Here is a 26016-nt window from a genome sequence, read left to right on the forward strand (position 1 = left end):
GGAAACCACCCTGGCACGATCGATCCCGCGCTATTCAGCTATTGCCGCGTCTGTGCTGCCGTCATGGCAGCTCGGCCGGCGAAAATTTTCATAAGCCGGAGTAGGGGGCTAGCCCAACCATTCCGGTAAACCAAGAAGGCGACCTGATATGATTCAGATGCAAACAAACCTCGACGTCGCGGATAATTCCGGCGCACGTCGTGTCATGTGCATCAAGGTGCTGGGCGGCTCGAAGCGCAAGTATGCCTCGATCGGCGACGTCATCGTCGTTTCGATCAAGGAAGCGATCCCGCGCGGCCGTGTGAAGAAGGGTGACGTGATGAAGGCGGTTGTCGTTCGCACCGCCAAGGACATCCGTCGTCCGGATGGCTCCGTCATCCGCTTCGACACCAACGCAGCAGTCCTCATCGACAACAAGAAAGAGCCGATCGGCACCCGTATCTTCGGACCGGTTCCGCGCGAACTTCGCGCCAAGAACCACATGAAGATCATCTCGCTGGCTCCCGAAGTACTGTAAGGAGCGAAGCGATGCAGAAGATTCGTAAGGGCGACAAGGTCGTCATGCTCGCTGGCAAGGACAAGGGCCGTACCGGCGAAGTTGTCCAGGTCATGCCGAAGGAAGATCGTGCCGTTGTTCGTGGCGTCAACGTCGTCAAGCGCCATCAGCGCCAGACGCAGACCCAGGAAGCCGGCATCATCAACAAGGAAGCCCCGGTTCACCTGTCCAACGTTGCAATCATCGACAAGGACGGCAAGCCGACCCGCGTCGGTTTCAAGGTTGTTGACGGCAAGAAGGTCCGTGTGGCCAAGCGTTCTGGAGAAGTGATCGATGGCTGAGGCAAAATATGAGCCGCGGCTCAAGAAGGAATATGTCGAGCGCATCCGCAAGGCGATGCAGGAGCAGTTCTCCTACGCCAACGAGATGATGATCCCGAAGCTCGACAAGATCGTGATCAACATGGGTGTCGGCGAAGCGACCGCTGACTCGAAGAAGCCGACGGTAGCTGCCGCCGACCTCGCAGCGATCGCCGGCCAGAAGCCGGTCATCACCCGCGCACGTAACTCTATCGCAGGCTTCAAGGTCCGCGAACAGATGCCGATCGGCGCGAAGGTCACCCTGCGCGGCGCCCGCATGTACGAGTTCATGGACCGTCTCGTGAACATCGCGCTCCCGCGCGTTCGCGACTTCCGCGGCCTGAACCCGAAGAGCTTTGACGGCCGTGGCAACTTCGCCATGGGCATCAAGGAGCACATTGTGTTCCCTGAGATCAACTACGACAAGGTTGATCAGATGTGGGGCATGGACATCATCGTTTGCACGACGGCGACGACCGACGACGAAGCACGGGCTCTTCTGAAAGAGTTCAGCTTCCCGTTCCGTCAATAACCGTAACGACGAGCGTAGAAAAGGAACCTGACATGGCGAAGACAAGCGCAGTTGAAAAGAACAAGCGCCGCCGTACTACGGTCGCCAACCAGGCCGCTAAGCGGGCTGGTTTGAAGGCGATCATCATGAACCAGGCTCTTCCGATCGAAGAGCGGTTCAAGGCCTCGATCAAGCTGGCATCCCTGCCGCGTGATGGATCGAAGACCCGTATTCGCAACCGTTGCGAAGTTTCGGGGCGTCCGCGCGCATATTACCGCAAACTGCGCATGTCGCGTATTGCGCTGCGTGAACTCGGCAATCTCGGCAAGGTGCCGGGTATCGTCAAGTCGAGCTGGTAAGGAGCAGGTTACATGACAATGACTGATCCGTTGGGCGATATGCTCACTCGCATCCGTAACGGCGCTTCCCGCCGCAAGTCGTCGGTCTCGACGCCTGCTTCGAAGCTCCGTGCACGTGTTCTCGATGTTCTGCAGTCCGAAGGCTACATCCGTGGCTATTCCCTTGTCGATTTCGGCAATGGCAAGTCGGAACTCAGCATCGAGCTGAAATATTATGAAGGCGCATCGGTGATCCGTGAGATCGGCCGTGTGTCCAAGCCGGGCCGCCGGGTCTATGTCTCGGTCAAGTCCATTCCGCAGGTTGCGAACGGTCTCGGCATCACCATCCTTTCGACTCCGAAGGGTGTGATGGCCGATCACCAGGCTCGCGAACAGAACGTTGGTGGCGAGGTTCTTTGCTCGGTCTTCTAAGATCGGGCATGGATCTCCATAGCGAACAGACAGGATTGAAACATGTCTCGTATCGGTAAAAAGCCCGTTCAGGTGCCTGCTGGGATCACGGCTACGGTCGATGGCCAGAAGGTGACTGCAAAGGGCCCGAAGGGCGAGCTGTTTTTCGTTGCTAACGACGAAATCAGCCTCAAGCTTGAAAATAACGCCGTCGTCGTGACGCCGGTGAACCAGACCAAGGATGCGCGCTCAAAGTGGGGCATGTCCCGCACGATGATCGAAGGCATCTTCAAGGGCGTCAAGGACGGTTTCGAGCGCAAGCTTGAAATCAACGGCGTCGGTTACCGCGCCGCCATGCAGGGCAAGAACCTGCAGCTGGCCCTCGGTTTCAGCCACGACGTGATCTACGAGCCGCCGGTCGGTATCTCGATCGTTGTTCCGAAGCCGACGGAAATCGTCGTCAGCGGCATCAACAAGCAGCAGGTCGGTCAGGTTGCCGCCGAAATCCGCGAATATCGCGGTCCCGAGCCCTACAAGGGCAAGGGCGTCAAGTACGCTGACGAGCGGATCGTCCGCAAAGAAGGCAAGAAGAAGTAAGGATCACGCGAAATGGCTAGCAGGAAAGAAGCACTTGCACGTCGTGCCAACCGCGTGCGCCGTCATCTCAAGTCGGTGGCCAATGGCCGTCCGCGCCTGTCGGTTCATCGCTCCTCGAAGAACATCTACGCCCAGGTCATCGATGACGTGGCCGGCAAGACGCTTGCGTCTGCCTCCACCCTCGAGAAGGATCTGCGCGGTTCTCTGAAGACCGGTGCCGATACCGCCGCCGCAACCGTTGTGGGCAAGCTCCTCGCAGAGCGCGCCTCCAAGGCCGGTGTTACGGAAGTCGTGTTCGACCGTGGCGCCTTCATCTATCACGGCCGCATCAAGGCTCTCGCCGAAGCGGCCCGCGAAGGCGGTCTCACCTTCTGATCAGTTTCCGGCCGGACGCCTCAAGCGCCGGCCGGATTTTCGCCGGACCGCAGGCACTCTCCGAAAGGGGAGGCTGATGCGGTCCACATTTGTTTGCCGATTGCACCCGGAAAAGAAAAAGGAAGAGGACAATGGCACAGGAAAGAAGGCCGCAGCGGGACGACCGCCAGAGCCGTGAAGAGCGCGATAGCGAATTCGTCGACAAGCTTGTCGCGATCAACCGCGTCGCCAAGGTCGTCAAGGGCGGCCGTCGTTTCGGTTTCGCAGCACTCGTCGTCGTCGTCGGCGACCAGAAGGGCCGCGTCGGCTTCGGCCATGGCAAGGCACGTGAAGTGCCGGAAGCCATCCGCAAGGCAACCGAAGCCGCCAAGCGCGAACTGATCTTCGTACCGCTGCGTGACGGCCGTACGCTGCATCACGACGTTCATGGCCGCCATGGCGCCGGCAAGGTTCTGCTGCGCTCGGCCAAGGTCGGTACCGGCATCATCGCCGGCGGCCCGATGCGCGCCGTATTCGAAACACTCGGCATGCACGACGTCGTCGCCAAGTCGACCGGTTCGTCGAACCCCTACAACATGGTTCGCGCCACCTTCGACGCTCTGAAGCACCAGGTTCACCCGAAGGACATCGCAGCTCAGCGCGGCATCAAGTATGCAACGCTGCAGGCTCGTCGTGGCGCCTCCGGCAACGCCTCTGAAGAATAAGAGGAGTTTGACAGATGGCCAAGGCTACCAAGAAGGCTGAAGCGAAGACTGTCACGATCGAACAGATCGGCAGCCCGATCCGCCGTCCGGACGTCCAGCAGCGCACGCTGATCGGTCTCGGACTGAACAAGATGCACCGTCGCCGCACGCTGGAGGATACTCCTTCGGTTCGTGGCATGATCCGTGCTGTCCAGCATCTCGTTCGCGTCGTCGACGAGAAGTGAGACGGAGGAAACGCTCATGAAACTCAATGAAATCAAGGACAACGAAGGCTCGACCCACAGCCGCAAGCGCCTCGGCCGCGGTATCGGTTCGGGCTCGGGCAAGACAGGTGGTCGCGGCGTAAAGGGTCAGAAGTCCCGTTCGGGCGTCGCCATCAACGGCTTCGAAGGCGGCCAGATGCCGATCTATCGTCGCCTGCCGAAGCGCGGCTTCAACAACATTTTCGCTTCCGATTTTGTTGTCGTATCGCTGGCCCGTATCCAGACGGCGATCGACGCCGGCAAGCTCGATGCCAAGACGACCGTTGACGCGGCTGCCCTCAAGGCAGCCGGTGTCATCCGCCGCGTCAAGGACGGCGTTCGCGTTCTCGCCGACGGCGAGATCAAGGCCAAGATCACCATCGTCGTTGCAGGCGCCTCCAAGCCTGCCGTCGAGAAGATCGAAAAGGCCGGCGGCACCGTGACGCTGCTTTCGGCTCCGGCTGCAGCCGAATAAATAATCTGATGATATATCGCCCGGGGTGCTTCACACCGGGCGATTTTGCTCCCATATGTGGGCCTCACAAAAACTTGGCTGGCGCGCCCGCGTCATGCCGGTAAGACTCGAAAACAAGGGTGAGGCAAGGGGTTGCGCCGCAATCCGTCCTGAGCCCGGTTTTGAATAAATTCATACTGATTCCGGGTCCGGTCTGTCCCCCAGAGACGCCGGAATTGGTAGCGCGGAGAAACGCATGGCTTCTGCAGCGGAACAATTGGCATCCAACCTCAATTTTTCGACCTTCGCCAAAGCCGAGGATTTGAAGAAGCGCCTGTGGTTCACACTGGCAGCTCTCCTCGTCTACCGACTCGGCACGCATATTCCGCTTCCGGGTCTCAATCCCGAAGCCTATGCCCAGGCTTTCCGCGGCCAGTCAGGCGGCATTCTCGGCCTTTTCAACATGTTCTCGGGCGGCGCTGTTCAGCGCATGGCGATCTTCGCGCTCGGCATCATGCCCTATATCTCCGCTTCGATCATCGTGCAGCTCATGACCTCGGTGGTGCCGGCGCTCGAAAACCTCAAGAAGGAAGGCGAGCAGGGCCGTAAGATCATCAACCAGTATACCCGCTATGGTACCGTCATCCTCGGTGCGCTTCAGGCCTATGGCATTGCCGCCGGCCTTGAAAGCGGCCAGGGCCTCGTTGTCGAGCCGGGCTGGTTCTTCCGTGTTTCCACCGTTCTGACGCTGCTCGGCGGCACGATGTTCCTGATGTGGCTCGGCGAGCAGATCACCTCGCGCGGCATCGGCAACGGCATCTCGCTGATCATTTTCGCCGGCATCGCCGCCGGCCTTCCCACAGCTCTTGCCGGCACGCTCGAACTCGGCCGCACCGGTGCGTTGTCGACCTTCCTCATCCTGCTCGTCATCATCGTCGCGATCGCCGTCATCGGCATCATCGTCTTCGTCGAGCGCGCCCAGCGCCGGCTGCTGATTCAGTATCCGAAGCGTCAGGTTGGTAATCGGATGTTCCAGGGCGATACCTCGCACCTGCCGCTGAAGCTCAACACGTCAGGTGTCATTCCGGCGATCTTCGCGTCGTCGCTGCTGCTGCTGCCGGCAACGGTCGCGGGTTTCGCCAACACCACGGCAATGCCCTCCTGGGCGACATCGATCGTCGCGGCCCTCGGCCATGGCCAGCCGCTCTACATGGTGCTGTACGGCGCGCTGATCGCCTTCTTCGCCTTCTTCTATACGGCCATCGTCTTTAATCCGAAGGACACGGCCGACAATCTGAAGAAGCATGGCGGCTTCATTCCCGGCATCCGTCCGGGCGAGCGCACTGCCGAATATATCGACTACGTGCTGACCAGAATCACGGTGATCGGCGCGCTCTATCTCGTCTTCGTCTGCATCCTGCCGGAGATATTGGTGTCGCAAACCGGCATTCCATTAGCCCTTGGTGGGACTTCGCTTTTGATCGTGGTTAGCGTAACTCTTGATACGGTTGCACAGATCCAGGGTCACCTGATCGCGCAGCAATACGAAGGCCTGATCAAGAAATCGAAGTTGCGTGGAGGAAAGAGGGGGCGATGAGACTTATCCTTTTGGGGCCGCCGGGCGCGGGTAAGGGAACCCAGGCCCAGCGGATCGTGGAAAAGCACGGCATTCCGCAGCTTTCCACGGGAGACATGCTGCGTGCTGCTACCGAAGCTGGCACGGAGGTGGGGAAACGCGCCAAGGCGGTCATGGACGCCGGCAAACTCGTCTCGGATGAGATCGTCATCGCCATCGTCTCTGAGCGAATCGATCAGCCCGATTGCGCCAACGGCTTCATTCTCGATGGTTTTCCTCGCACACTCGTGCAGGCCGATGCCACCGAGGGGATGCTAAAGTCCAAGGGTCTTGACCTCTCAGTGGTTATAGAGTTTCGCGTCGACGACAAGGAACTCATCCGTCGGGTGGATGGTCGTTATACCTGCGTTCAGTGCGGCACTGTCTATCATGACACCGACAAACTCCCGGCCAAGGAAGGTGTTTGCGATAAGTGCGGTTCGACTCACTTCAAACGCCGTCCTGATGACAACGCCGAGACCATGATCAAGCGTCTCGAGGTCTACTACAAGGAAACCTCGCCGCTGATCGGCTATTACCACGCCAAGGGCAAACTCAAGTCCGTGGACGGTATGGCAGAGATCGATCAGGTGACGGCCGAGGTCGAAAGCATTCTTTCCAAGCTTTAAGGCTTTGAAAATAAACTTGGCGGAACGGTTGCTTTTCAGCAGTGATTCCGCTAAACACCGCGCCAACTCGCGACATTCCATGCGATCGGCGCGGATTTCCCAGGGAAGTCCGGGTGCGGTCGTTTTGACATGTTACGGACGTAAATCTGAACGGGCGGTTCTCAAGAGCCGCATAACGAAGCCCACTTGCCGGATGGCAACTGGAATGCAAGGAGAACAGGCGTGGCACGTATCGCTGGCGTCAACATCCCGACTGCGAAGCGCGTTGTTATCGCGCTGACCTACATTCACGGGATCGGTCCGAAATTCGCACAGGAAATCGTCGAAAAGGTCGGTATCCCGGCCGAACGTCGTGTGCATCAGCTGACGGACGCAGAAGTCCTTCAGATCCGCGAAGCCATCGACCGCGACTATCAGGTCGAAGGCGATCTTCGTCGTGATACCGCGATGAACATCAAGCGTCTGATGGACCTCGGCTGCTACCGCGGCCTGCGTCATCGCCGCGGCCTTCCGGTTCGCGGTCAGCGCACGCACACCAATGCCCGCACCCGCAAGGGTCCGGCAAAGGCAATCGCTGGTAAGAAGAAGTAATTTCCGGGAAACCGGGGTGGGGAGGCTGGCGGTCTGCGCCGGCCTCTTTTGAGTTTGGAGCGGGACCATATAGGCGCCGTTCCGGTGTAGCCGCTGGCATTACGGCGGTGAAGAGATCAACGAAAGGAATACCATGGCTAAGGAAGCCGTCCGCGTTCGCCGTCGCGAGCGCAAGAACATCTCGTCGGGTGTCGCTCACGTCAACTCGACCTTCAACAACACGATGATCACCATCACCGACGCGCAGGGCAATGCGATCGCCTGGTCGTCGGCTGGCGCCAAGGGCTTCAAGGGCTCGCGCAAGTCGACCCCGTTCGCCGCCCAGATCGCTGCCGAAGACTGCGCCAAGAAGGCCCAGGAGCACGGCATGAAGTCGCTGGAAGTCGAAGTTTGCGGTCCGGGTTCGGGTCGTGAATCGGCTCTGCGCGCGCTCCAGGCTGCAGGTTTCATGATCACGTCCATCCGCGACGTGACCCCGATCCCGCACAATGGCTGCCGTCCGCGCAAGAAGCGCCGCGTCTGATCATCGCTCTCGTCACCGGTGAGCGCCTTCGCGCTCCCGGTGGTTTTCAAGCTCGGTTGCCACGATTGGATGGTGGCAACGAACGGAAGGCAAACTCATGATTCAGAAGAACTGGCAGGAACTGATCAAGCCGAACAAGGTGGAGTTCTCTTCGAGCTCGCGCACCAGGGCGACGCTTGTTGCCGAACCGCTGGAACGCGGTTTCGGCCTCACCCTCGGCAACGCGCTTCGCCGCGTTCTGCTCTCCTCGCTGCGCGGTGCTGCCGTCACGGCGGTGCAGATCGACGGCGTGCTGCATGAATTCTCCTCGATTCCGGGCGTCCGCGAAGACGTGACGGACATCGTGCTCAACATCAAGGAAATCGCCATCAAGATGGATGGCGACGATGCGAAACGCATGGTCGTGCGTAAGCAGGGCCCGGGCGTTGTCACGGCTGGCGACATTCAGACGGTCGGCGATATCGAAATCCTCAACCCCGAGCATGTCATCTGCACGCTCGACGAGGGCGCCGAGATCCGCATGGAATTCACCGTCAACAACGGCAAGGGGTACGTTCCGGCCGAACGCAATCGTGCGGAAGATGCTCCGATCGGTCTCATCCCGGTCGACAGCCTCTATTCGCCGGTCAAGAAGGTGTCCTACAAGGTTGAAAATACCCGCGAAGGACAGGTTCTCGACTACGACAAGCTGAACATGACCATCGAAACCGATGGTTCGATCACCGGCGAAGACGCCGTCGCTTTTGCGGCGCGCATCCTCCAGGATCAGCTTGGCGTCTTCGTCAACTTCGACGAGCCGCAGAAGGAAACCGAAGAGGAAGCAGTCACCGAACTCGCTTTCAACCCGGCTCTCCTGAAGAAAGTGGACGAACTCGAACTGTCGGTCCGTTCGGCAAACTGCCTGAAGAACGACAACATCGTCTACATCGGCGATCTCATTCAGAAGACCGAAGCAGAAATGCTCCGCACACCGAATTTTGGTCGCAAGTCGCTGAACGAAATCAAGGAAGTTCTCGCTTCCATGGGCCTGCACCTCGGCATGGAAGTGCCGGCATGGCCACCCGAGAACATCGAAGATCTCGCCAAGCGTTACGAAGACCAATACTGAGAAAACAAAAGGCAGGCTCTTTCGGCTGCCTTTCCCCGTCAAACAGCAGGCCGATCGCCTGCATGTGCCAGGAAACGGCAGGCCCACTTAGCGTAAGGGCACCTGCATTAAAGGAGAATAGCAATGCGCCATGGTAAAGCCGGCCGCAAGCTGAATAGAACTGCAAGCCACCGCAAGGCGATGTTCGCCAACATGGCGGCTTCGCTGATTACCCACGAGCAGATCGTCACGACCCTGCCGAAGGCCAAGGAAATCCGTCCGATCGTCGAGAAGCTCGTCACCCTCGGCAAGCGCGGCGACCTGCACGCTCGCCGTCAGGCGATCTCGCAGATCCGCGATGCCGCTGTCGTCTCGAAGCTGTTCGACACGATCGCAACGCGCTACGCCACCCGCAACGGCGGCTACCTGCGCATCATGAAGGCCGGCTTCCGCCAGGGCGACAATGCCGCCATGGCTGTGATCGAATTCGTTGACCGCGATGCCTATGCCAAGGGCGCAGCCGACAAGGCCCGCGTCGCCGCTGAAGAGCAGGCCGTCGCCGCTTAAGTCTTCTGCTTCGGCGGAAACAGAACAGCCGGGCTGCAAAGCCCGGCTGTTTTTGTTTCTGATATGGTGACGGGACCGGCTCCATTGCGCAAAATCATTCAGGCTCGCTCTCCGCAGTTCCTTCGTCTCGCCGCCCTGTTTCTCGTCATCGTTCTCGGGCTGGTGCTCCGCCGGTTTGGCTATGCAGCCGATCTGCCCTTCATCGTCGTCAAATATGGTGGATCGGCACTCTGGGGAGCGATGGTCTATCTGCTCGTGGCGCTCTTTGTCGTAAGGTCACGGCCGGTAGCAATTGCTGTCACGGCGCTGTTCATAGCGATCTCAGTGGAATTGTTCCGGCTCTATCACACGCCCTGGCTCGACGCGTTTCGGCTGACCACGGCAGGCGCCCTGCTGCTTGGGCGCGTGTTTTCGCTTTGGAACATGCTGGCTTATGCAATCGGCATAGCTGCGGCCTGCGCCTTCGATCCGGCACGCCGGACTGCGTTGCGTCCTCGCCGCTAGAGCGCCGCGCGTCTTTTCAGACGCGCTAAGGACGCTCTATCACTTTGAATCTGCGCATAATCCTTTCCGAAAATCGATTCCGATTTTCGGGGTTATGCGCTAAACCTGCCGTCTCACGAAACAGACGCTACTGCGCGATTGCGCGTCCGTCCTTTGCCCTTCTGCCTGTTGCGTGCGATCGGCCGATAGGAGCGATAGAGGATGAGCGCGATGATCAGCCCGACATAGATATATTGCTCGAGGTCGAGGATCTTGGTCGAGAGCGCGAAGTGCAACGCCCCGCAGGCGGCGATGATGTAGACGAGGCGGTGCAGCCAGATCCAGTTCTTGCCGAGGCGGCGGATCGAGAGATTGTTGGATGTCACCGCCAGCGGGATGAGCATCGCAAGCCCGGCCATGCCGAACATGATGAAGGGGCGCTTCAACACGTCGTTGATGACGGCGGAAATATCCATCGCCTGGTCGAGCACCATGTAGACGGTGAAATGCATCAGCGCGTAATAGAAGGTCAGCAGGCCAAGCGCCCGGCGATAGCGCAGATAGTTCCAGCCGAAGAGCTCACGGGCAGGGGAAACGGCGAGCGTTGCGATCAGGAAACGGATCGTCCAGAGCCCAAGGAAAAGCTCGAAAGTCTTGACCGGATCGGCGCCGAGCTGATCGGTCGCGCCGAGATAGAACGTCCAGGCCGCAGGCAAGAGCCCGACGACATAAAGCAGCCAGACCGAGGCGGGTTGCCAGCGCTTCGGGATGGCGAGCGACAGTTCCGCCATCAGAAATTCGCCTTCAGGTCCATGCCGGCATAAAGGCTTGCAACTTCGTCGGCATAGCCGTTGAAGGGCAGGGTGGGATGGCGGCTCGCGCCGAAGAAGCCGCTCTCGCCGATACGCCGTTCGCTGGCCTGGCTCCAGCGCGGATGGTCGACCTCAGGGTTGACGTTGGCGTAGAAGCCATACTCCTGCGCGTTGGTGACCTGCCAGGTATTCTTCGGTTGCTGATCGGTGAGCGTGATCCTGACGATCGACTTGATGCCCTTGAAACCGTATTTCCACGGCACGACGAGGCGGATCGGCGCGCCGTTCTGGTTCGGCAGCGTTTCGCCATAGAGCCCGACGGCCAGCAGCGTCAGCGGATGGCGCGCCTCATCCAGGCGCAGACCCTCGACATAGGGCCAGTCGAGCGACTGGAAGAAGCCCTTCTGCCCAGGCATCTCCTCTGGCCGCACCACGGTTTCGAAGGCGACGTATTTGGCGCTGCCGAGTGGCTCGACCTTGTCGAGCAGCGATGCCAGCGGAAAGCCGTCCCAGGGGATGACCATCGACCAGGCCTCGACGCAGCGCATCCGATAGGTGCGCTCCTCGATCGGGAATTCCTTCATCAGCGCCTCGAGGTCGAAGGTACCTGGCTTGTTGACCATGCCGTCGACCTTGATCGTCCAGGGCAGCGGCTTGAAATCGCCGGAAAGAGCTGCGGGATCGCCCTTGTCGAGGCCAAACTCATAGAAATTATTGTAGGTCGTGACGTCCTTGATTGGCGTCGGTTTCTCGTCGACCTTGTATTTGCTCTCAACGGCGGAGAGGGCCGCAGCACTCGCCTTGCCGGCGCTGTAGAGTGCCATGGCGCCAAGTGCTGCCGCGCCGAGGAATTCACGACGGCGCACATAGATCTGGCGTGGCGTGATCTCTGATGACGCGATCTTCGGTGGGCGATAGGTTGGCATGTCGAAATCTCCTCGGCGGATTTCTGCAATATAGTCTTTAATCGAACCGCCCGCATGTTCGGATGAGTGTCTAAGCCTTGAATATTACAGACGTGAAGCCAATTTTTTGTGTTCGGCCGTGATGGAATAGGCTGTAACGAAACGTCGCGCCGTACCGTATATGATCTATGGGCCTCATGGGGCTTGGCCCATGCGTACCGGATTTGGCCTTCGCGGTAGTGACAGCCCCCGTCGATTGGATTAGGACAATTCCAAAAAGCAGCGTTTGCCCGGCCCGCAGGCTCCATGCCGCCCGGCTTTGCCTGATAATTCCGACACGTTGAGGAAGACACCGATGCCAGCTTACCGTTCGAGAACCACGACCCATGGCCGCAACATGGCGGGCGCCCGCGGCCTTTGGCGCGCCACGGGCATGAAGGATTCGGATTTCGGCAAGCCGATCATCGCGGTGGTGAATTCCTTCACCCAGTTCGTGCCCGGCCACGTGCATCTGAAGGACCTTGGCCAGCTCGTTGCTCGCGAAATCGAGGCAGCCGGCGGTGTCGCCAAGGAATTCAACACGATCGCCGTCGATGACGGCATCGCCATGGGCCATGACGGCATGCTTTATTCGCTGCCCTCGCGCGAACTGATCGCCGACAGCGTCGAATACATGGTCAATGCCCATTGCGCCGACGCCATGGTTTGCATCTCCAACTGCGACAAGATCACCCCCGGCATGCTGATGGCGTCGCTGCGCCTCAATATCCCGACCGTCTTCGTCTCGGGAGGTCCGATGGAAGCCGGCAAGGTCGTGCTGCACGGCAAGACGCATGCGCTCGACCTCGTCGATGCCATGGTCGCCGCAGCCGATGACAAGATCAGTGACGAGGACGTCCAGACCATCGAACGCTCGGCCTGTCCGACCTGCGGCTCCTGCTCCGGCATGTTCACCGCCAATTCGATGAACTGCCTGACGGAAGCGCTCGGCCTGTCGCTGCCCGGCAACGGCTCGACGCTTGCCACCCATCTCGACCGCAAGCGGCTTTTCGTCGAGGCCGGTCATCTGATCGTCGATCTCGCCCGCCGTTATTACGAGCAGGATGACGTCAAGGCGCTGCCGCGCACCATTGCCTCCAAGCAGGCCTTCGAGAATGCCATGACGCTCGATATCGCCATGGGCGGCTCGACCAATACGGTCCTGCACATTCTTGCCGCCGCCCATGAAGGCGAGATCGATTTCACCATGGCCGATATCGACGCGCTGTCGCGCCGGGTGCCGTGCCTGTCGAAGGTCGCCCCCGCCAAGAGCGATGTCCACATGGAAGACGTCCACCGCGCCGGCGGCATCATGTCGATCCTCGGCGAACTCGACAAGGGTGGCCTGCTGAATCGCGATTGCCCGACCGTTCATGCCGAGACGCTGGGCGACGCGATCGATCGCTGGGATATCACCCGCACCAACAGCGAGACCGTTCGCAACTTCTATCGTGCCGCTCCTGGCGGCATCCCAACCCAGGTCGCCTTCAGCCAGGAAGCCCGCTGGGACGAACTCGACACCGACCGTGAGAACGGCGTTATCCGCTCGGTCGAACATCCCTTCTCCAAGGATGGTGGTCTTGCCGTGCTCAAGGGCAACCTTGCGATCGACGGCTGCATCGTCAAGACCGCCGGCGTCGATGAATCGATCCTGAAATTCTCCGGCCCCGCCCGCGTCTTCGAAAGCCAGGATGCCTCCGTCAAGGCGATCCTTGCCAACGAGGTGAAGGCCGGCGACGTCGTCGTCATCCGCTACGAAGGCCCGAAGGGCGGCCCGGGCATGCAGGAAATGCTCTATCCGACCAGCTATTTGAAGTCGAAGGGCCTCGGCAAGGCCTGCGCGCTGATCACCGACGGCCGCTTCTCCGGCGGCACCTCCGGCCTCTCGATCGGCCATGCCTCGCCGGAAGCGGCAAATGGCGGCACGATCGGCCTGGTGCGCGAAGGTGACATGATCGACATCGACATCCCCAACCGCACCATCAGCCTGCGTGTCAGCGAGACCGAACTCGCCGCACGCCGCGCCGAGCAGGACGCCAAGGGCTGGTATCCCACAGAAGTGCGCAAGCGCAACGTCACGACCGCCCTGAAGGCCTACGCGGCCTTTGCAACGAGCGCCGATCGCGGCGCCGTGCGCGATCTGAACGCCCGCTGAGCAGCTTCAGCCTACGACCCGCTGATGAAGAGTCAGCGGCTCTACCGACCGGTCGCTTCAGAGCATGATGCCGAAAAGTGTGAGCGGTTTTCGGACGACATCATGCTCTCACTCTATAATGTAGAACAGGATTCAGATTTTAGGCCGACCCGGCCTAAAATCATCCTGTTCTAGAGTGGCCGGTTGATGTTTTTATAGGTCTCGCCGAGCTGCTTCAGCCGCTCGTCATAGGCAGCCTTGATGCAGGCCGCATCCGCCCCGCATTCCTGCCGTTTCTTCAGCCAGGTTGTCTGTTCGTCCTGCAATGTTCCACGCGAGCCCATCGCCAGCAGACCGGAGAGCAGCTCGAAGGTCGTCACCATCTTCACGTCGGCATCGTTGAGCGCGCGGTTGTCGCAGATCGCTTTTTCATCCGGCTTCAATTCCTTAGCATCGCAATCGAAGCTTGCTGCCTGTGCCAGGTGCGATCCAATGAGCAGGATCGCAAAGCCGAGGGCCGCTGTCGTCGTTCTTGTCGTGATCATTCACATGTTCCTATTGCTGCCGGTCAGGCTAGCTTCCGCAGTGCCAGAGCCAGGAAGATGATGCAGATGAGCCAGACGGCAAGGATGAAGATCAGTCCGACCCGGCTGGAGGGACGCTCGATGCGTCTTGTCGCCTCCGTCCGAAGCCCGTTCATCACCTCTGCCGGAACGAGGCGGATCGCCAGCATGATGCCGAGCGGCACGATGAGGAGATCGTCGAGATAGCCGAGGATGGGGATGAAATCGGGGATGAGATCGATGGGCGACAGCGCGTAGGCGGCAACGGCGCCGGCCACCGCTTTGGCATGCCACGGCACGCGGGGATCGCGGGCTGCAAGCCATAGGGCCACGATGTCACGCCTCAGTGACTTCGCCCAGGTTTTGGCTTTTGATATCAGTTGCATGGCCAATCTTCCTGAATCAAATTCATAATGACTTCAACCGGTTTCCAAGACGTCCCCTTGCCTTGTTCTTCCATGCTTCCGCCCTCTTTCCTTTCTAGCGCCGGGCCGCAGAACAGGATGATTTTAGGCCCGTTTGGCCTGAAATCTGAATCCTGTTCTACATTAAAGAGTTAGAGCATGATGTCGTCCGAAAACCGCTCACACTTTTCGGCATCATGCTCTAAAACGTTCCTCAAGAGGATTCAAAAGGGATACCCATGCAAGGCCTGTTCAAGCGCGCCTCCGTCTCGCTATTCGCTCTCATGCTCGTTCTGCCGGCTGCGGCCCATGCGCAGACGGCAAAGACCGTACCCGAGAGCCAGATGCAGATGCAGCTCTCTTTCGCGCCGCTCGTCAAACAGACGTCAGGCGCCGTCGTCAACGTCTATGCGGAAAAGATCGTTCAGCGGCAGTCGCCCTTTGCAGGCGACCCTTTCTTCGAGCAGTTTTTCGGCCAGCAGATGCCGAACCGTTCGGAAAAGCAGTCCTCGCTCGGTTCCGGCGTCATCGTTGAGGCGAACGGCACTGTCGTGACCAACAATCACGTCGTCGAAGGCGCCGATGACATCAAGATTGCGCTGTCGGATGGCCGCGAATTCCCCTGCAAGGTGGTGCTGCGCGATGATCGCGTCGATCTTGCCGTGCTGAAGATCGATACCAAGGAGAGCTTCCCGACGCTGCCGATCGGCAATTCCGATGCGGTCGAGGTCGGCGATCTCGTGCTGGCGGTCGGCAATCCCTTCGGCGTCGGCCAGACGGTGACGAGCGGCATCGTCTCAGCACTTGCCCGCAACCAGGTGGTCAGGAACGAATTCGGCTTCTTCATCCAGACTGATGCCTCGATCAATCCCGGCAATTCCGGCGGCGCCTTGATGAACATGAAGGGCGAACTGATCGGCATCAACACGGCGATCTTCTCGCGCGGCGGCGGCTCGAACGGTATCGGTTTCGCCATCCCTGCCAATCTGGTCAAGGTCTTCCTCACCTCTGCCGATGCCGGCGTCAAATCCTTCGAACGGCCCTATGTCGGCGCGAGCTTCGATGCCGTGACCTCGGAGGTGGCCGAGGCGCTGGGGTTGCACAAGGCCCGCGGCGCGCTCGTCGTCAAGGTCTCGGAAGGCGGGCCGGCGGCCAAGGCCGGGCTGAAGGCCGGCGAGATCGTCACCGCCGTCGACGGCATTTCCGTCGAGCATCCGGATGCGCTGCTCTACCGGTTGACGACGGCCGGTCTCGGCAATTCGGTCAAGCTCACCGTCATCGAGAACGGCCGCGAGGAGCAATTGCCGCTGGTGCTTGCCCGCGCACCGGAAACCTCGCCGCGCGACCAGCGCACGATCGGCGGGCACACGCCGTTTACCGGCGCCGTCGTCGAGAACCTATCGCCGCGGGTCGCCGACGAGCTGCGCATGCCACCGGAATCGGCAGGCGTCGTCGTATCCGAGGTGAAGGACGATTCGCCTGCCGCCCGTCTCGGTTTCGAACCGAAGGATATCATCGTTTCGATCAATGGCACGGATGTGAAGTCGACCAGCGAACTGTCCGAGATCGCCGATAGCGACCCCGGCCTCTGGCGGGTCGAGATAGAGCGCAACGGCCAGCGCATCCGGCAATTTTTCCGATGAGCAACGATCTCTTCGCGCCGCGTGTTCCGGAGGAGGTAGCCGCCAGGCGGCCGCTTGCCGACCGGCTGCGGCCGAAGACGCTTGCCGATGTCACCGGTCAGGAACACCTGACCGGTGAGGATGGCGTGCTGAAGAGGATGATCGAAAGCGGCTCGCTCGGCTCGATGATCTTCTGGGGTCCGCCCGGCACCGGCAAGACGACGGTGGCACGGCTGCTTTCGGGCGAGGCGGGCCTGGCCTTCGAGCAGATATCGGCGATCTTCTCCGGCGTCGCCGATCTGAAGAAGGTGTTCGAGACAGCCCGTTTGCGGCGCATGGACGGCCGTCAGACGCTGCTCTTCGTCGATGAGATCCATCGTTTCAACCGTGCCCAGCAGGACAGTTTCCTGCCCGTCATGGAGGATGGCACCGTCATCCTCGTCGGCGCCACCACCGAGAACCCATCCTTCGAGCTCAACGCCGCTCTGCTGTCGCGGGCCCGTGTGCTCACCTTCAAGTCGCATGACGAGGAGAGCCTCGAGGAACTACTGAAGCGTGCCGAGGCGATCGAGCAGAAGCCGCTGCCGCTGACGGAGGATGCCCGCGTCAGCCTGATCCGCATGGCCGACGGCGACGGCCGCGCGGTGCTGACGCTCGCCGAAGAAGTCTGGCGCGCGGCGCGCGAAGGCGAGAGCTTCGACACGGAAGGCCTGACGCGCATCGTCCAGCGCCGGGCCCCGGTCTACGACAAGGCGCAGGATGGCCACTACAATCTGATCTCGGCGCTGCATAAATCCGTACGCGGCTCGGATCCCGATGCCGCGCTTTACTATCTCGCCCGTATGTTCGATGCTGGCGAGGATCCGCTCTACCTCGGCCGGCGGCTGGTGCGCATGGCGGTGGAGGATATCGGTCTTGCCGATCCGCAGGCGCTGGTGATCTGCAATGCCGCCAAGGATGCCTATGAGTATCTCGGCTCGCCGGAAGGCGAACTGGCGCTGGCCCAGGCCTGCGTCTATCTCGCCACCGCGCCGAAATCGAATGCCCTCTACACCGCCTTCAAGGCGGCAAGCCAGGCGGCAAAGCAGAACGGTTCGTTGCTACCGCCGAAGCATATCCTCAATGCGCCGACCAAGCTGATGAAGGGCGAGGGGTACGGCGACGGCTATCGCTACGACCACGATGAGCCGGATGCCTTTTCCGGCCAGGATTATTTCCCGGAGAAGATGGGACGCCAGATCTTCTACGATCCGCCGGAACGCGGCTTCGAGCGCGATATTCGCAAGCGGCTGGAATGGTGGGCAAAACTTCGCAAGGAGCGTAATCCGCGCTGAAACCTGGCGAACCTCAGGAAGCGCGCGGCGTCTTCTGATTTGCCGGCGCGGCGATCACCTTGACGGACGATTCCGCAAGCCCGTGATGACCTTCCATATCGACGATGACATGCCAGTGGCCGCTTTCCGGAACGGCGATCTTGATCGGCGATTTGCGCGCCACGCCGCCGATATATTTGAAATCGAGAACCTCGGTAAACCGCTGGAAATTCGGCGCCGTCATCAGGCGGACATTGTTCACCGCATTCAACGACACCTCGATAATCGTTCCGGCGCGTTGTTCCTTGAGATCGTAATGGGTGAAGCGGAAATTCGGTTTCATCGGTCTCGTGGCGTCTGAAGTCTCTGCGACGTGATTTTACCAGTATGTCGCTTAAGGAAAAGTTGGAACTCGGCCTTTCAGCTCACGTCTTCGCGCTCCGCCTCAGAGCACGCCGAAAATGACGTAGAGTTCGACGCAGGCGAGCACCACGCCAAAGACGAGTAGCGCCTGGGCGGTGCGCTTATCGCGGATCTGCTTACTGCCGCGGGTGATCCTGTGTGGGCGAGGGAACTGAAAACCGGAGGACCTGACATCTCGCATGGCATTTGACCTTTGCGGTGATGGCGAAAGTCTACTGCTGCGGGCGATAGGAAATCCATTCGGAGCGGGGCACGAAAATATAGGAATGGCATAAAGGCCGATGCTAGAAATTTCGAAGCGTGATGTCGGAAAGACATGATCGCCGCCGTCCTTGCGGTATCGACGCAAACACGGAGCAAGGACATGTCGAAAATGACGCTGATTTCGATGATCGCAACGGCGGCTGCATTCCTCGCCGCGCCCGATATATCAGGTGCTGACGGTGGCACGCCGGCGAATGAGGACAACAAGGCCGTAGTGCCGATCGTCAGGAAGGGAAGCGTGCCGGTCAACGGCATCGATTATTATTACGAGATCCGTGGAGAGGGCGAACCGCTGCTGCTGCTTCACGGCGGCCTCGGGCAGATCGAGATGTTCGCGCCGGTCATGCCTGTTTTCACCGACCACCGGCAGGTGATCGCCGTCGATCTGCAGGGCCATGGCCGCACCCCGCTCGGCAAGCGGCCGATCGAGCTTCCGGCCATCGGCGCCGACCTTGCGATCCTGGTAAAGGAGCTCGGCTACGACAGGGTCGACGTCTTCGGCTATTCCTTCGGCGGCGGGGTGGCTTTGAACATGGCGGCGAACGCGCCCGACCGGGTGCGCCGGCTGGTGATACTGTCGGCGCCCTATGCGCAGAACGGCTTCTTCCCGGAGATGCTGCCGCAGCAGGCGGCCGTCGGCGCCGGTATGGCCGACATGATGAAGGACACGCCGATGTTCCTCTCCTACAAGGCGGTGGCGCCTGACGTTTCCGAATTTCCGAAGCTGCTCGACGCCATGGGCGCACTGATGCGCGAACCTATCGACTATAGCGATGCCCTCGCCAAGCTCACCATGCCGGTTATGCTGATCTATGGCGATGCCGACATGATCCGGCCCGAGCATATGATCGACTTCTACCACAAGCTCGGTGGCGGTCTGCGCGATGCGGGCTGGATGCGGGAAAACATGTCGAAGAACCGGCTGGCGATCCTGCCGGATCTCACCCATTACGAGACTTTCGCCTCGCCCCTTATGGCGAATATGGCAATGACCTTCCTCGATGGCGGCGGCAAGGCGCCGAACTGGGCCGAGCAGGTCGGAAAGTAAGTGAAGACGGCCGGGCTTTCCCGGGTGCCTTTCCCTCTGCGATCAGCTGCCGCGCTGGTTTTCCCGATCCAATTGCGTCACCAGCGCCAGGATCGTTTCCGAGACCGGCGTCGGCACGGCGCTCAGGCGTCCGAGCGCCACCACCATGCCGACCAGCGGCGTGATTTCGAGCGCCTTGCCGCCGATCAGATCCTGCAGCATCGATGTGCGTACGGCGCCGATATGGCGCGATTGTTCGAGCCGCTGCTCGACGGTCATGCTGAAACGCGCGCCCAAGGCCTCGCCGACGGCGCGGACCTCGTTCATCACCTTGCCGACTGTGGTCGAAAGTGCCGGATCTGCCATGATGTCGGTCATCAGCGCCCTGGTCAGCGCGCTGATCGGGTTGAAGGCGGTATTGCCCATCAGCTTGCTCCAGATCTCGTCGCGGATAACAGGCGTCGTCGTGATGTTGAGGCCGGCGTCGATCAGTACCGCGGCGATCGCCTCGAGATCGGGCGAGATCTCGCCCGAGGGCTCGCCGAGCACGAAGCGGCCGTTGTTGGCAAGCTGGATCTCACCGGGATTGATCACCTCTGCACCTTGATAAGCGACGCAGCCGATGACCCGTTCCGGCCCGATCAGCCGCCAAAGCCTGCCGCCGGGATCGAGCTCGTCGAACTGCAGCTCGGCATGCCGGCTCTGGCTATCGCGGTGAAAATACCACCACGGGATGCCGTTAAGGATCATCACGACGCGGGTACCTTCCTTGAGGAGGTGTGCAATGCCTTCGGCAGCGGGTGACAGCTGATGCCCCTTGAGGCCGGTGATGACGAGATCCTGCGGCGGCAATGCCTTGGGATCGTCGGTCGCGGTGAGGCGGGCTTTGACCGGCCTTTCCGCATCGGCTTCGCGCAGGCTGAGACCATTGTCGCGGATGGCGTCGAGATGGGCTCCACGCGCGACGACGGAGATGGTGGCGTCGTTTCCGGCTTGGCTTGCAAGCTTGACGGCGATAGCGCCGCCGAGTGCGCCAGCGCCATAGATGCAGATGGACTTGATGGACATGCTCGCCTCTTCATGGTGGTGATCGAACCTAGATCTAGGCCATTCCAGACGTGAGGCGAATGCTAATTTGCCGCATCATGCGTTTTCCTGCGGTCAGAGCGGCGCTGCCGCCACATCCCGAGATCTGGGATGCGGCGGGCAATGCCTTTCAGGCCAAGGCCGTTGCATCGCTTGGAAAATCCGTGGACAGCGCGAGTTCGCGCCAGGCGGCAAGTTCCTTTTCGACGCTGGCATGCTGCTGCTCGATGACGGCCACCGTGTCGCTGCCGAACGGCATCCGCAGCGGCGGATTGGCCGAGTTGACCATCGTCATGATGCCGGTGGCGAGCCTGGTGGGATTGCCGGGCTGCGCATGGTTGGAGTCGGCGGCGAAACTGCGCATGTTGCCGGCCGGCGTGCCTTCGTAATCGGCGATGGAGGCCGGGCTGATCGCCAGCGACGTGTCGGCGAGGAAGTCGGTGCGGAAGAAGCCGGGCTCGACGATCGTCACCTTGATGCCGAAAGGTTCGAGTTCGGCGGCCATCGATTCGGACAAGCCTTCGACAGCGAACTTCGTCGAGCCGTAGACGCCCCAGCCGGGATAGCCGAAGTAACCGCCGATCGAGGAAAAGTTCAGGATATGGCCGGAGCGCTGGCGGCGCATATAGGGCAGCACGGCACGCGTCACCTTCAGGAGCCCGAAGACGTTCGTGGCATAGAGCCTTTCGATCTCTTCGGCAGTGGCTTCCTCGACAGCGCCGAGCAGGCCGTAGCCGGCATTGTTGGCGAGAACATCGATGCGGCCAAAGCGGGCGATGCCGGCAGCCGCAGCGTCTTTCGCCTGGGTCTCGCTGGTGACGTCGAGGGTGACGGCAAGCAGGTTCGGATGATCACCGAACTGCTCGGTCACGGTCTTCGGGTTGCGGGCGGTGGCGATGACGGCATCGCCTGATGCAAGGGCTTCCTTGGTCATCAGCGCGCCGAAGCCGCGGGATGCACCAGTGATGAACCAGACTTTCATGACGAATTCCTCTCGATAACTGTTCGTTGGCGTCGCATCTCTCTGCTGACGAGTTGAATTTGACCGAAAATCCGTTGCTGTATAAGATTTGTTATTTTTGAAACTATGATGAGTGAATTTCAGCAATGCGAGCCACCGAACTGTCCGAACTTGCGGCCTTCGCGGCTGTCGCGCGGCATAAGAGCTTCCGCAAGGCGGGCGAGGAGCGGGGCGTCACCGCTTCCGCAATCAGTCATGCCGTGCTCAATCTCGAAGACCGGATCGGCATTCGCCTGCTCAACCGCACGACGCGCAGCGTTTCACTGACCGAGGCCGGCGAACTCCTGGTCTCGCATCTCGATCCGGCCTTCGGCGAGATGGCAGCAGCGCTCGATGCCCTGAACCGCTACCGCGACACCCCGTTCGGCAAGGTGCGGATCAACGTGCCGAATTCGATCGGCCCCTTCGTCATCGGCCGCATCATCGGCCCGTTGCTCAAAAGCAATCCCCATTTGCAGTTGGAGATCAACGCGACTGACAGGCTGGTCGATATCGTCGAGGAGGGCTTCGATGCCGGCATCCGCTTCGGCGAGCGCGTAACGGAAGGCATGATCGCGCTGCGCATCAAGCCGCGCATCCGCTTGGTCGTCGTCGGTTCGCCCGCCTATTTCGAGACCCGGCCGAAGCCGACGATACCCCACGAACTCAAGCGCCATCTCTGTATTCAGAACATGTTTCCGTCGGGTGCGCGCTATGCCTGGGAGTTCGAGAAGGATGGCCAGACCGTCAGCTTTCAGCCGACCGGACCGCTGTCGCTCGACGACCACGAACTGATGATGCAGGCGGCACTCGGCGGTGTCGGCCTTGCTTATATCTGGGAGCCGCGCGTGGAAAAGGCGATCGCCAGCGGCGAGCTGATCCAGGTGCTGGACGACTGGTGCCAGCCGGAGGAACCGCTCTATCTCTACTATCCGAGCCGTCGCCACATGTCGGCGGGCTTCAGAGCAGTCATCGACGCGATGAGAGCCGAGTAAAAAGGTCGGGATTCGCATCCGTCACCCTTTTGACTCCGACGCGTGAACTGGCCAAAGATACTGCCATAGCCGTCATGGCCCGCATCATCGGGAGAGGTTGATGAACCGTCGGATTTTGCCAACTGCCAATCGAAGAAGACCAAAGCGGCCCAGCGGTCTCTTTCCTGCATTGGCTGCACTGATGCTGCTCGCCTCGGCGGCGGCCGGGCGAGACATTGGACCGCAAAGCCAAGTCTCGCGCGAGCAGGTCGAAAAATTCATCGGCCTCTGGAAAGATCACTTTGCCGGCGCCGATAGCCTGCAGCAGCGGCGGACAGCCTTCAGGACGCTGATGGAGACGACGCCGGGGCCGACGCGCATCCAGGTTCGGCAAGTCGATGCCGACGGCGTCGATGCCGAGTTGATGTGGCCCGCTCGTCTTCATCATCCGATCGGCCAAAGGGTGATCCTCTATGTACATGGCGGCGGCTTTTCCAGCGGCTCGATCCGCACGCACAGCCTGCTCGCGGGATCTCTCGCCAAGGCCGCGTCCAGCGACGTTCTTCTCGTCGAATATCGGCTGATGCCCGAATATGCTTATCCCGCGCAGATCAACGACGCGCTGACGGCCTATCGTTGGCTTCTCGACAACGGCTATCGCAACGAGAACATCATCGTCGCCGGAGATGGCGCCGGCGGCAATATCGCGATCGAGACGGTGCTGCGGCAAATGCAGGCGGCGAAACCACTGCCGGCGGCCGTAATTGCCCTGAGCCCCATCACCGATCTTGCCGCGACGGGCGGCTCGATGACATCAAATGCCGGAAACGACCCACTGCTCGGCAAGGCTGAGATCGAGACGCTGCGCAAGACCTATCTCCGCAGCCGGTCTCCGACCGATCCCCAGGCATCACCGCTCTATGCCGACATGGCCGGCTTTCCGCCGCTGCTGCTGCAGGTCGGATCCGGCGAAGTCCTGCTGGACGACACGCTACGGCTCGCCGACAAGGCGCGCCAGGCGGGAGTGGATGTCACCACCGAGGTCTGGCCGGGCATGCCGCATCAGTGGCAGCTGTTTCCCTCGCTGCTCGACGATGCCGATCGGTCGAGCCAGAATATCGCCGAGTTTGCGATCCGGTATTTTGCGGACAAACCGCAGGAATAGGGGCCGCAGGACCAGGCGTCCTAGCGCCTCCGTCATCGCATCATTGCGCGCGAGACGGTGACGGCGCCAGAGGCCGCTCGACCTCCCGGCCGACGCTGAGCGTCTTTCTCACATTCGGCTCCAGCCGCTCGATATAGGCGTGGTCGGGTGCAGCACCCAGCGCATCCAGCATTTTCGAGAAGAAACACCGGGCCGCTGCCGCAGCCGTGACGTCAAAGACATCGGCATCGCTCAGCCCGTGTTTCTTCAGGCCGTCTATATCCTGCTGCGTCACCGACGTCGCATCGCGCGTCACCTTGGCGGCAAAGGCCATGATCGCGCGCTCGCCGGCATCGATCGGCGCCTTCTCCGTCTCGTTGACAACGGCCGTCAGCCCGTCGCTGGTGAAACCCTCGCGCAGCAGCACCGAGCCGTGCGCCAGCATGCAATAGGAGGATTTGAGCTCCTTGGCCGCCGCCAGCGTCACCAGTTCGTAGCGCCGCAAGCTCATATGGCCGCGAATGCTCGAAAGCAGCGCCGCCCAGCTCTCCATCACCTCCGGCCGATGGCCGAAGGCCCGATACATGTTCGGCAGATAACCATAATTCGCCTCGGCCGACGCATACATCGACGTCGTCTTCTCGCTGGCGGATGCATTAGGGGTGTGAATGAAAGCCATGGCATGATCCTCCTCTATTGTAAGAAGGATAGGGTAGATATCCAGGACAGCAATCCTGAAACATCAGGCAGCGTCATTGGTCGCGGAAGCGTTACCACTTCTCTTGATGGGAAGGGTTACGGTAAACGTCGATCCGCATCCTCTTGCGCTTCGAACCTCTATCGAGCCGTTATGCAGTTCAACGATCTGCTTCACCAGGTTGAGGCCGATACCCGTTCCGGCAATCCCGGTCGACGTCCGGGCACGAAAATAGCGTTGGAACAGCCGGGGCACGTCTTCTGGATCGATCCCCACTCCATCATCGCTGATCGAAACTTTGATGTTTCCCGTCTCTGCCCATGCCGTGACGCGAATTTCGGAGGTCCCAGGCGCGTATTTGACGGCATTGGAAAGCAGGTTGGTAAAGACCTGCGCCAAAGTGCGGGGATCGGCATCGATGAACTCCGGCAGCCTATCGATATCCAACACAAAGCTGTGCGACTTTGCGATCGTCGACTGCCGCTCACAACAGGTTTTTATCAATGATCTCAATGCGCAGGCGTCGTAGTTGATATCGATCCTGCCGGTATCGAGGCGTCCCGCTGACAGGATGCTCTCCATGAGATCGACGATCCGGTTCACCGATGCGCGGATTTGATCGACCTTGTCGCTGAGAAATTCGGGCTCGACCGCCCCCTTTTTTCGCAGCAACCGCTGGGCAGCAGCGTCGATGATTGCAAGCGGGGTCCTGAATTCATGGGATGCCATCGCCACGAATTGCCGCTGCAATTCGTTGATGTTCCGCTCCTGCGCCAGCATGCGCTCGAGTTCCCGCGCCTGCCGCTCGACTTCCGCCGTTCGGCTCTTAACCGTCGCTTCGAGCTGATCGTGATGCCGGCGCAGCTCTTCGGCAAGTCGAACTGTCTTGGTGACGTCCTCGTGGGTTGCCACGTATCCACCGTTTTGCATCGGATTGTGGGTGATCTTGATAACCCGCCCATCGGCCAGGACGATGTTCTGGCTGGCCGGCGCACCGCGGGCTGTCGCCTCAAAGACCACGTCAAAATAGGTAGCGGTATCGACCGGGCCATTTCCCTCCCGGCTGCGATAGGCCAGGATATCGACAAGCGGCGTTCCCGGTTGCGTCAGACGGTCAGGCAGATTGTACATCCGCGCGTAGGAGGCGTTGCACAATATCAAGTTCTTGGTCGAATCGAACATGCACAGCCCATGCGGCATGTTGCTGAGGGCTGCGTCGAACCGGCGATGTTGTTCGGTCAGGCTGTCTTCGACCCGAATGAGAGTCGAGATGTCTTCGTAACTGAGTATCCAGCCTCCATCCCTCGATGGGGCGCAGGTCAACGAGACCATCCCTCCGTCGGAAAGGGCAAACTGAGACGTGGGCCGTCCACCGACCGTCGACCGCCGGGATGCCACTGCACGGCAGTCTGCGGTGCCCGGCAATCCGTCGATATTCATGCCTTTGCGGATGGCTCCTTGCGGAAGGCCGAGAATATCAAGCGTGCGTGAATTGAAAGCCGTCACCGTACCGGCAGGATCAAGGAGAACGATGCCCTGAGGCAGGCTCTCCAGAATGGATTCAAACGAGTGTGACATCATCCGGCCCTGCTTCAGATCTGCGCGTTGCACGTATCCGTAGCATTCG

The 26016-nt window shown here is 60.5% G+C and carries 33 protein-coding genes; 23 read left to right on the forward strand and 10 right to left on the reverse strand.

What is annotated here, in order from left to right:
• Nucleotides 1–148: 148 nt before the first annotated feature.
• The 17 genes from rplN (at nt 149) to CUJ84_RS07390 (ending at nt 10003) form a co-directional block, all read left to right on the forward strand.
• Entirely contained in the window at nt 149–517 is a 369-nt protein-coding gene (rplN, locus tag CUJ84_RS07310) for a 50S ribosomal protein L14 (protein WP_003573790.1), read from the forward strand.
• Between the two features lie 11 nt (nt 518–528).
• Nucleotides 529–837 (forward strand): 50S ribosomal protein L24, encoded by a 309-nt coding sequence (gene rplX / locus CUJ84_RS07315; protein ID WP_003547559.1) that lies wholly within the window; start codon nt 529–531, stop codon nt 835–837.
• A complete protein-coding gene (gene rplE / locus CUJ84_RS07320) occupies nt 830–1387 on the forward strand; it encodes a 50S ribosomal protein L5 (RefSeq protein ID WP_018067987.1) in 558 nt (185 codons plus the stop codon). The genes rplX and rplE overlap by 8 nt, the downstream gene beginning before the upstream one ends.
• A 32-nt stretch (nt 1388–1419) precedes the next feature.
• Nucleotides 1420–1725, forward strand: a complete 306-nt coding sequence (gene rpsN / locus CUJ84_RS07325) for a 30S ribosomal protein S14 (protein WP_003547561.1) — start codon at nt 1420–1422, stop codon at nt 1723–1725.
• Nucleotides 1726–1737: 12 nt separating this feature from the next.
• Nucleotides 1738–2136: a 30S ribosomal protein S8 gene (gene rpsH / locus CUJ84_RS07330; protein ID WP_018067986.1), complete on the forward strand. Its 399-nt coding sequence runs from the start codon at nt 1738–1740 to the stop codon at nt 2134–2136.
• Between the two features lie 42 nt (nt 2137–2178).
• On the forward strand, nt 2179–2712 hold the full coding sequence (rplF, locus tag CUJ84_RS07335) for a 50S ribosomal protein L6 (protein WP_003547563.1): 534 nt from the start codon (nt 2179–2181) through the stop codon (nt 2710–2712).
• A 12-nt stretch (nt 2713–2724) separates the two neighbouring features.
• Nucleotides 2725–3087: a 50S ribosomal protein L18 gene (gene rplR, locus CUJ84_RS07340; RefSeq protein WP_003547564.1), complete on the forward strand. Its 363-nt coding sequence runs from the start codon at nt 2725–2727 to the stop codon at nt 3085–3087.
• 131 nt (nt 3088–3218) lie between these two features.
• The gene (rpsE, locus tag CUJ84_RS07345; RefSeq protein ID WP_105005711.1) at nt 3219–3791 is read left to right on the forward strand and encodes a 30S ribosomal protein S5; all 573 of its coding nucleotides are present in this window, start codon (nt 3219–3221) and stop codon (nt 3789–3791) included.
• Nucleotides 3792–3805: 14 nt separating this feature from the next.
• Nucleotides 3806–4015, forward strand: a complete 210-nt coding sequence (gene rpmD, locus CUJ84_RS07350; RefSeq protein WP_003547566.1) for a 50S ribosomal protein L30 — start codon at nt 3806–3808, stop codon at nt 4013–4015.
• A 16-nt stretch (nt 4016–4031) separates the two neighbouring features.
• Entirely contained in the window at nt 4032–4508 is a 477-nt protein-coding gene (gene rplO, locus CUJ84_RS07355; RefSeq protein WP_003547567.1) for a 50S ribosomal protein L15, read from the forward strand.
• Nucleotides 4509–4743: 235 nt separating this feature from the next.
• Nucleotides 4744–6084, forward strand: a complete 1341-nt coding sequence (secY, locus tag CUJ84_RS07360) for a preprotein translocase subunit SecY (RefSeq protein WP_027685039.1) — start codon at nt 4744–4746, stop codon at nt 6082–6084.
• The gene (locus tag CUJ84_RS07365; RefSeq protein ID WP_033179506.1) at nt 6081–6731 is read left to right on the forward strand and encodes an adenylate kinase; all 651 of its coding nucleotides are present in this window, start codon (nt 6081–6083) and stop codon (nt 6729–6731) included. Before secY ends, CUJ84_RS07365 begins: the two co-directional genes overlap by 4 nt.
• A gap of 222 nt (nt 6732–6953) precedes the next feature.
• On the forward strand, nt 6954–7322 hold the full coding sequence (rpsM, locus tag CUJ84_RS07370) for a 30S ribosomal protein S13 (RefSeq protein ID WP_003573772.1): 369 nt from the start codon (nt 6954–6956) through the stop codon (nt 7320–7322).
• Nucleotides 7323–7455: 133 nt separating this feature from the next.
• Nucleotides 7456–7845 (forward strand): 30S ribosomal protein S11, encoded by a 390-nt coding sequence (gene rpsK, locus CUJ84_RS07375; protein WP_003547577.1) that lies wholly within the window; start codon nt 7456–7458, stop codon nt 7843–7845.
• A gap of 97 nt (nt 7846–7942) precedes the next feature.
• Nucleotides 7943–8953, forward strand: coding sequence for a DNA-directed RNA polymerase subunit alpha (locus CUJ84_RS07380; RefSeq protein WP_003547579.1), 1011 nt, complete (start codon nt 7943–7945; stop codon nt 8951–8953).
• Between the two features lie 123 nt (nt 8954–9076).
• Entirely contained in the window at nt 9077–9499 is a 423-nt protein-coding gene (gene rplQ / locus CUJ84_RS07385) for a 50S ribosomal protein L17 (RefSeq protein WP_003558556.1), read from the forward strand.
• 84 nt (nt 9500–9583) lie between these two features.
• Nucleotides 9584–10003, forward strand: coding sequence for a DUF2809 domain-containing protein (locus tag CUJ84_RS07390; RefSeq protein WP_105005712.1), 420 nt, complete (start codon nt 9584–9586; stop codon nt 10001–10003).
• 113 nt (nt 10004–10116) lie between these two features.
• On the opposite strand, the gene msrQ is transcribed toward CUJ84_RS07390, so the two are convergent.
• The gene (msrQ, locus tag CUJ84_RS07395) at nt 10117–10773 is read right to left on the reverse strand and encodes a protein-methionine-sulfoxide reductase heme-binding subunit MsrQ (RefSeq protein WP_105005713.1); all 657 of its coding nucleotides are present in this window, start codon (nt 10771–10773) and stop codon (nt 10117–10119) included.
• Nucleotides 10773–11720 (reverse strand): protein-methionine-sulfoxide reductase catalytic subunit MsrP, encoded by a 948-nt coding sequence (msrP, locus tag CUJ84_RS07400; RefSeq protein ID WP_105005714.1) that lies wholly within the window; start codon nt 11718–11720, stop codon nt 10773–10775. Before msrP ends, msrQ begins: the two co-directional genes overlap by 1 nt.
• Before the next feature lie 334 nt (nt 11721–12054).
• Between msrP and ilvD the strand changes: the two genes are divergently transcribed.
• Complete coding sequence (gene ilvD / locus CUJ84_RS07405; RefSeq protein WP_105005715.1) at nt 12055–13893, forward strand: dihydroxy-acid dehydratase; 1839 nt, start codon at nt 12055–12057, stop codon at nt 13891–13893.
• Between the two features lie 170 nt (nt 13894–14063).
• Here the strand turns inward: ilvD and CUJ84_RS07410 are convergent, their stop codons facing one another.
• Together CUJ84_RS07410 and CUJ84_RS07415 are read right to left on the reverse strand one after the other, a co-directional pair.
• Nucleotides 14064–14417 carry a lysozyme inhibitor LprI family protein gene (locus CUJ84_RS07410; RefSeq protein WP_105005716.1) on the reverse strand — a complete coding sequence of 118 codons (354 nt, stop codon included), beginning with the start codon at nt 14415–14417 and terminating at the stop codon, nt 14064–14066.
• 23 nt (nt 14418–14440) lie between these two features.
• Nucleotides 14441–14821: a YkvA family protein gene (locus CUJ84_RS07415; protein ID WP_105005717.1), complete on the reverse strand. Its 381-nt coding sequence runs from the start codon at nt 14819–14821 to the stop codon at nt 14441–14443.
• Between the two features lie 257 nt (nt 14822–15078).
• Between CUJ84_RS07415 and CUJ84_RS07420 the strand changes: the two genes are divergently transcribed.
• Both CUJ84_RS07420 and CUJ84_RS07425 read left to right on the forward strand, forming a co-directional pair.
• Nucleotides 15079–16482 carry a DegQ family serine endoprotease gene (locus CUJ84_RS07420; RefSeq protein ID WP_105005718.1) on the forward strand — a complete coding sequence of 468 codons (1404 nt, stop codon included), beginning with the start codon at nt 15079–15081 and terminating at the stop codon, nt 16480–16482.
• Nucleotides 16479–17795 carry a replication-associated recombination protein A gene (locus tag CUJ84_RS07425; RefSeq protein ID WP_105005719.1) on the forward strand — a complete coding sequence of 439 codons (1317 nt, stop codon included), beginning with the start codon at nt 16479–16481 and terminating at the stop codon, nt 17793–17795. The genes CUJ84_RS07420 and CUJ84_RS07425 overlap by 4 nt, the downstream gene beginning before the upstream one ends.
• A gap of 13 nt (nt 17796–17808) precedes the next feature.
• Here CUJ84_RS07425 and CUJ84_RS07430 read toward each other — a convergent pair whose 3' ends face one another.
• Nucleotides 17809–18117, reverse strand: coding sequence for a DUF1883 domain-containing protein (locus CUJ84_RS07430; protein WP_017963919.1), 309 nt, complete (start codon nt 18115–18117; stop codon nt 17809–17811).
• 102 nt (nt 18118–18219) lie between these two features.
• The gene (locus CUJ84_RS37865) at nt 18220–18378 is read right to left on the reverse strand and encodes a hypothetical protein (RefSeq protein ID WP_158686908.1); all 159 of its coding nucleotides are present in this window, start codon (nt 18376–18378) and stop codon (nt 18220–18222) included.
• 135 nt (nt 18379–18513) lie between these two features.
• On the opposite strand from CUJ84_RS37865, the gene CUJ84_RS07435 reads away from it, so the two are divergent.
• Nucleotides 18514–19509 (forward strand): alpha/beta fold hydrolase, encoded by a 996-nt coding sequence (locus CUJ84_RS07435; RefSeq protein ID WP_199788786.1) that lies wholly within the window; start codon nt 18514–18516, stop codon nt 19507–19509.
• A gap of 42 nt (nt 19510–19551) precedes the next feature.
• On the opposite strand, the gene CUJ84_RS07440 is transcribed toward CUJ84_RS07435, so the two are convergent.
• On the reverse strand, nt 19552–20556 hold the full coding sequence (locus CUJ84_RS07440; RefSeq protein ID WP_105005720.1) for a ketopantoate reductase family protein: 1005 nt from the start codon (nt 20554–20556) through the stop codon (nt 19552–19554).
• Nucleotides 20557–20704: 148 nt separating this feature from the next.
• Nucleotides 20705–21556, reverse strand: a complete 852-nt coding sequence (locus CUJ84_RS07445; RefSeq protein WP_105005721.1) for an oxidoreductase — start codon at nt 21554–21556, stop codon at nt 20705–20707.
• 125 nt (nt 21557–21681) lie between these two features.
• Here CUJ84_RS07445 and CUJ84_RS07450 point away from each other — a divergent pair, with 125 nt between their 5' ends.
• Entirely contained in the window at nt 21682–22569 is an 888-nt protein-coding gene (locus CUJ84_RS07450) for a LysR family transcriptional regulator (protein ID WP_105005722.1), read from the forward strand.
• Between the two features lie 169 nt (nt 22570–22738).
• Entirely contained in the window at nt 22739–23713 is a 975-nt protein-coding gene (locus tag CUJ84_RS07455) for an alpha/beta hydrolase (RefSeq protein WP_199788818.1), read from the forward strand.
• 40 nt (nt 23714–23753) lie between these two features.
• Here the strand turns inward: CUJ84_RS07455 and CUJ84_RS07460 are convergent, their stop codons facing one another.
• Nucleotides 23754–24371, reverse strand: coding sequence for a carboxymuconolactone decarboxylase family protein (locus tag CUJ84_RS07460; RefSeq protein WP_105005724.1), 618 nt, complete (start codon nt 24369–24371; stop codon nt 23754–23756).
• Between the two features lie 63 nt (nt 24372–24434).
• Nucleotides 24435–25970, reverse strand: coding sequence for a sensor histidine kinase (locus tag CUJ84_RS07465; protein WP_105005725.1), 1536 nt, complete (start codon nt 25968–25970; stop codon nt 24435–24437).
• Between the last annotated feature and the right edge of the window lie 46 nt (nt 25971–26016).

Source organism: Rhizobium leguminosarum (assembly GCF_002953715.1).
GTDB lineage: Bacteria > Pseudomonadota > Alphaproteobacteria > Rhizobiales > Rhizobiaceae > Rhizobium > Rhizobium leguminosarum_V.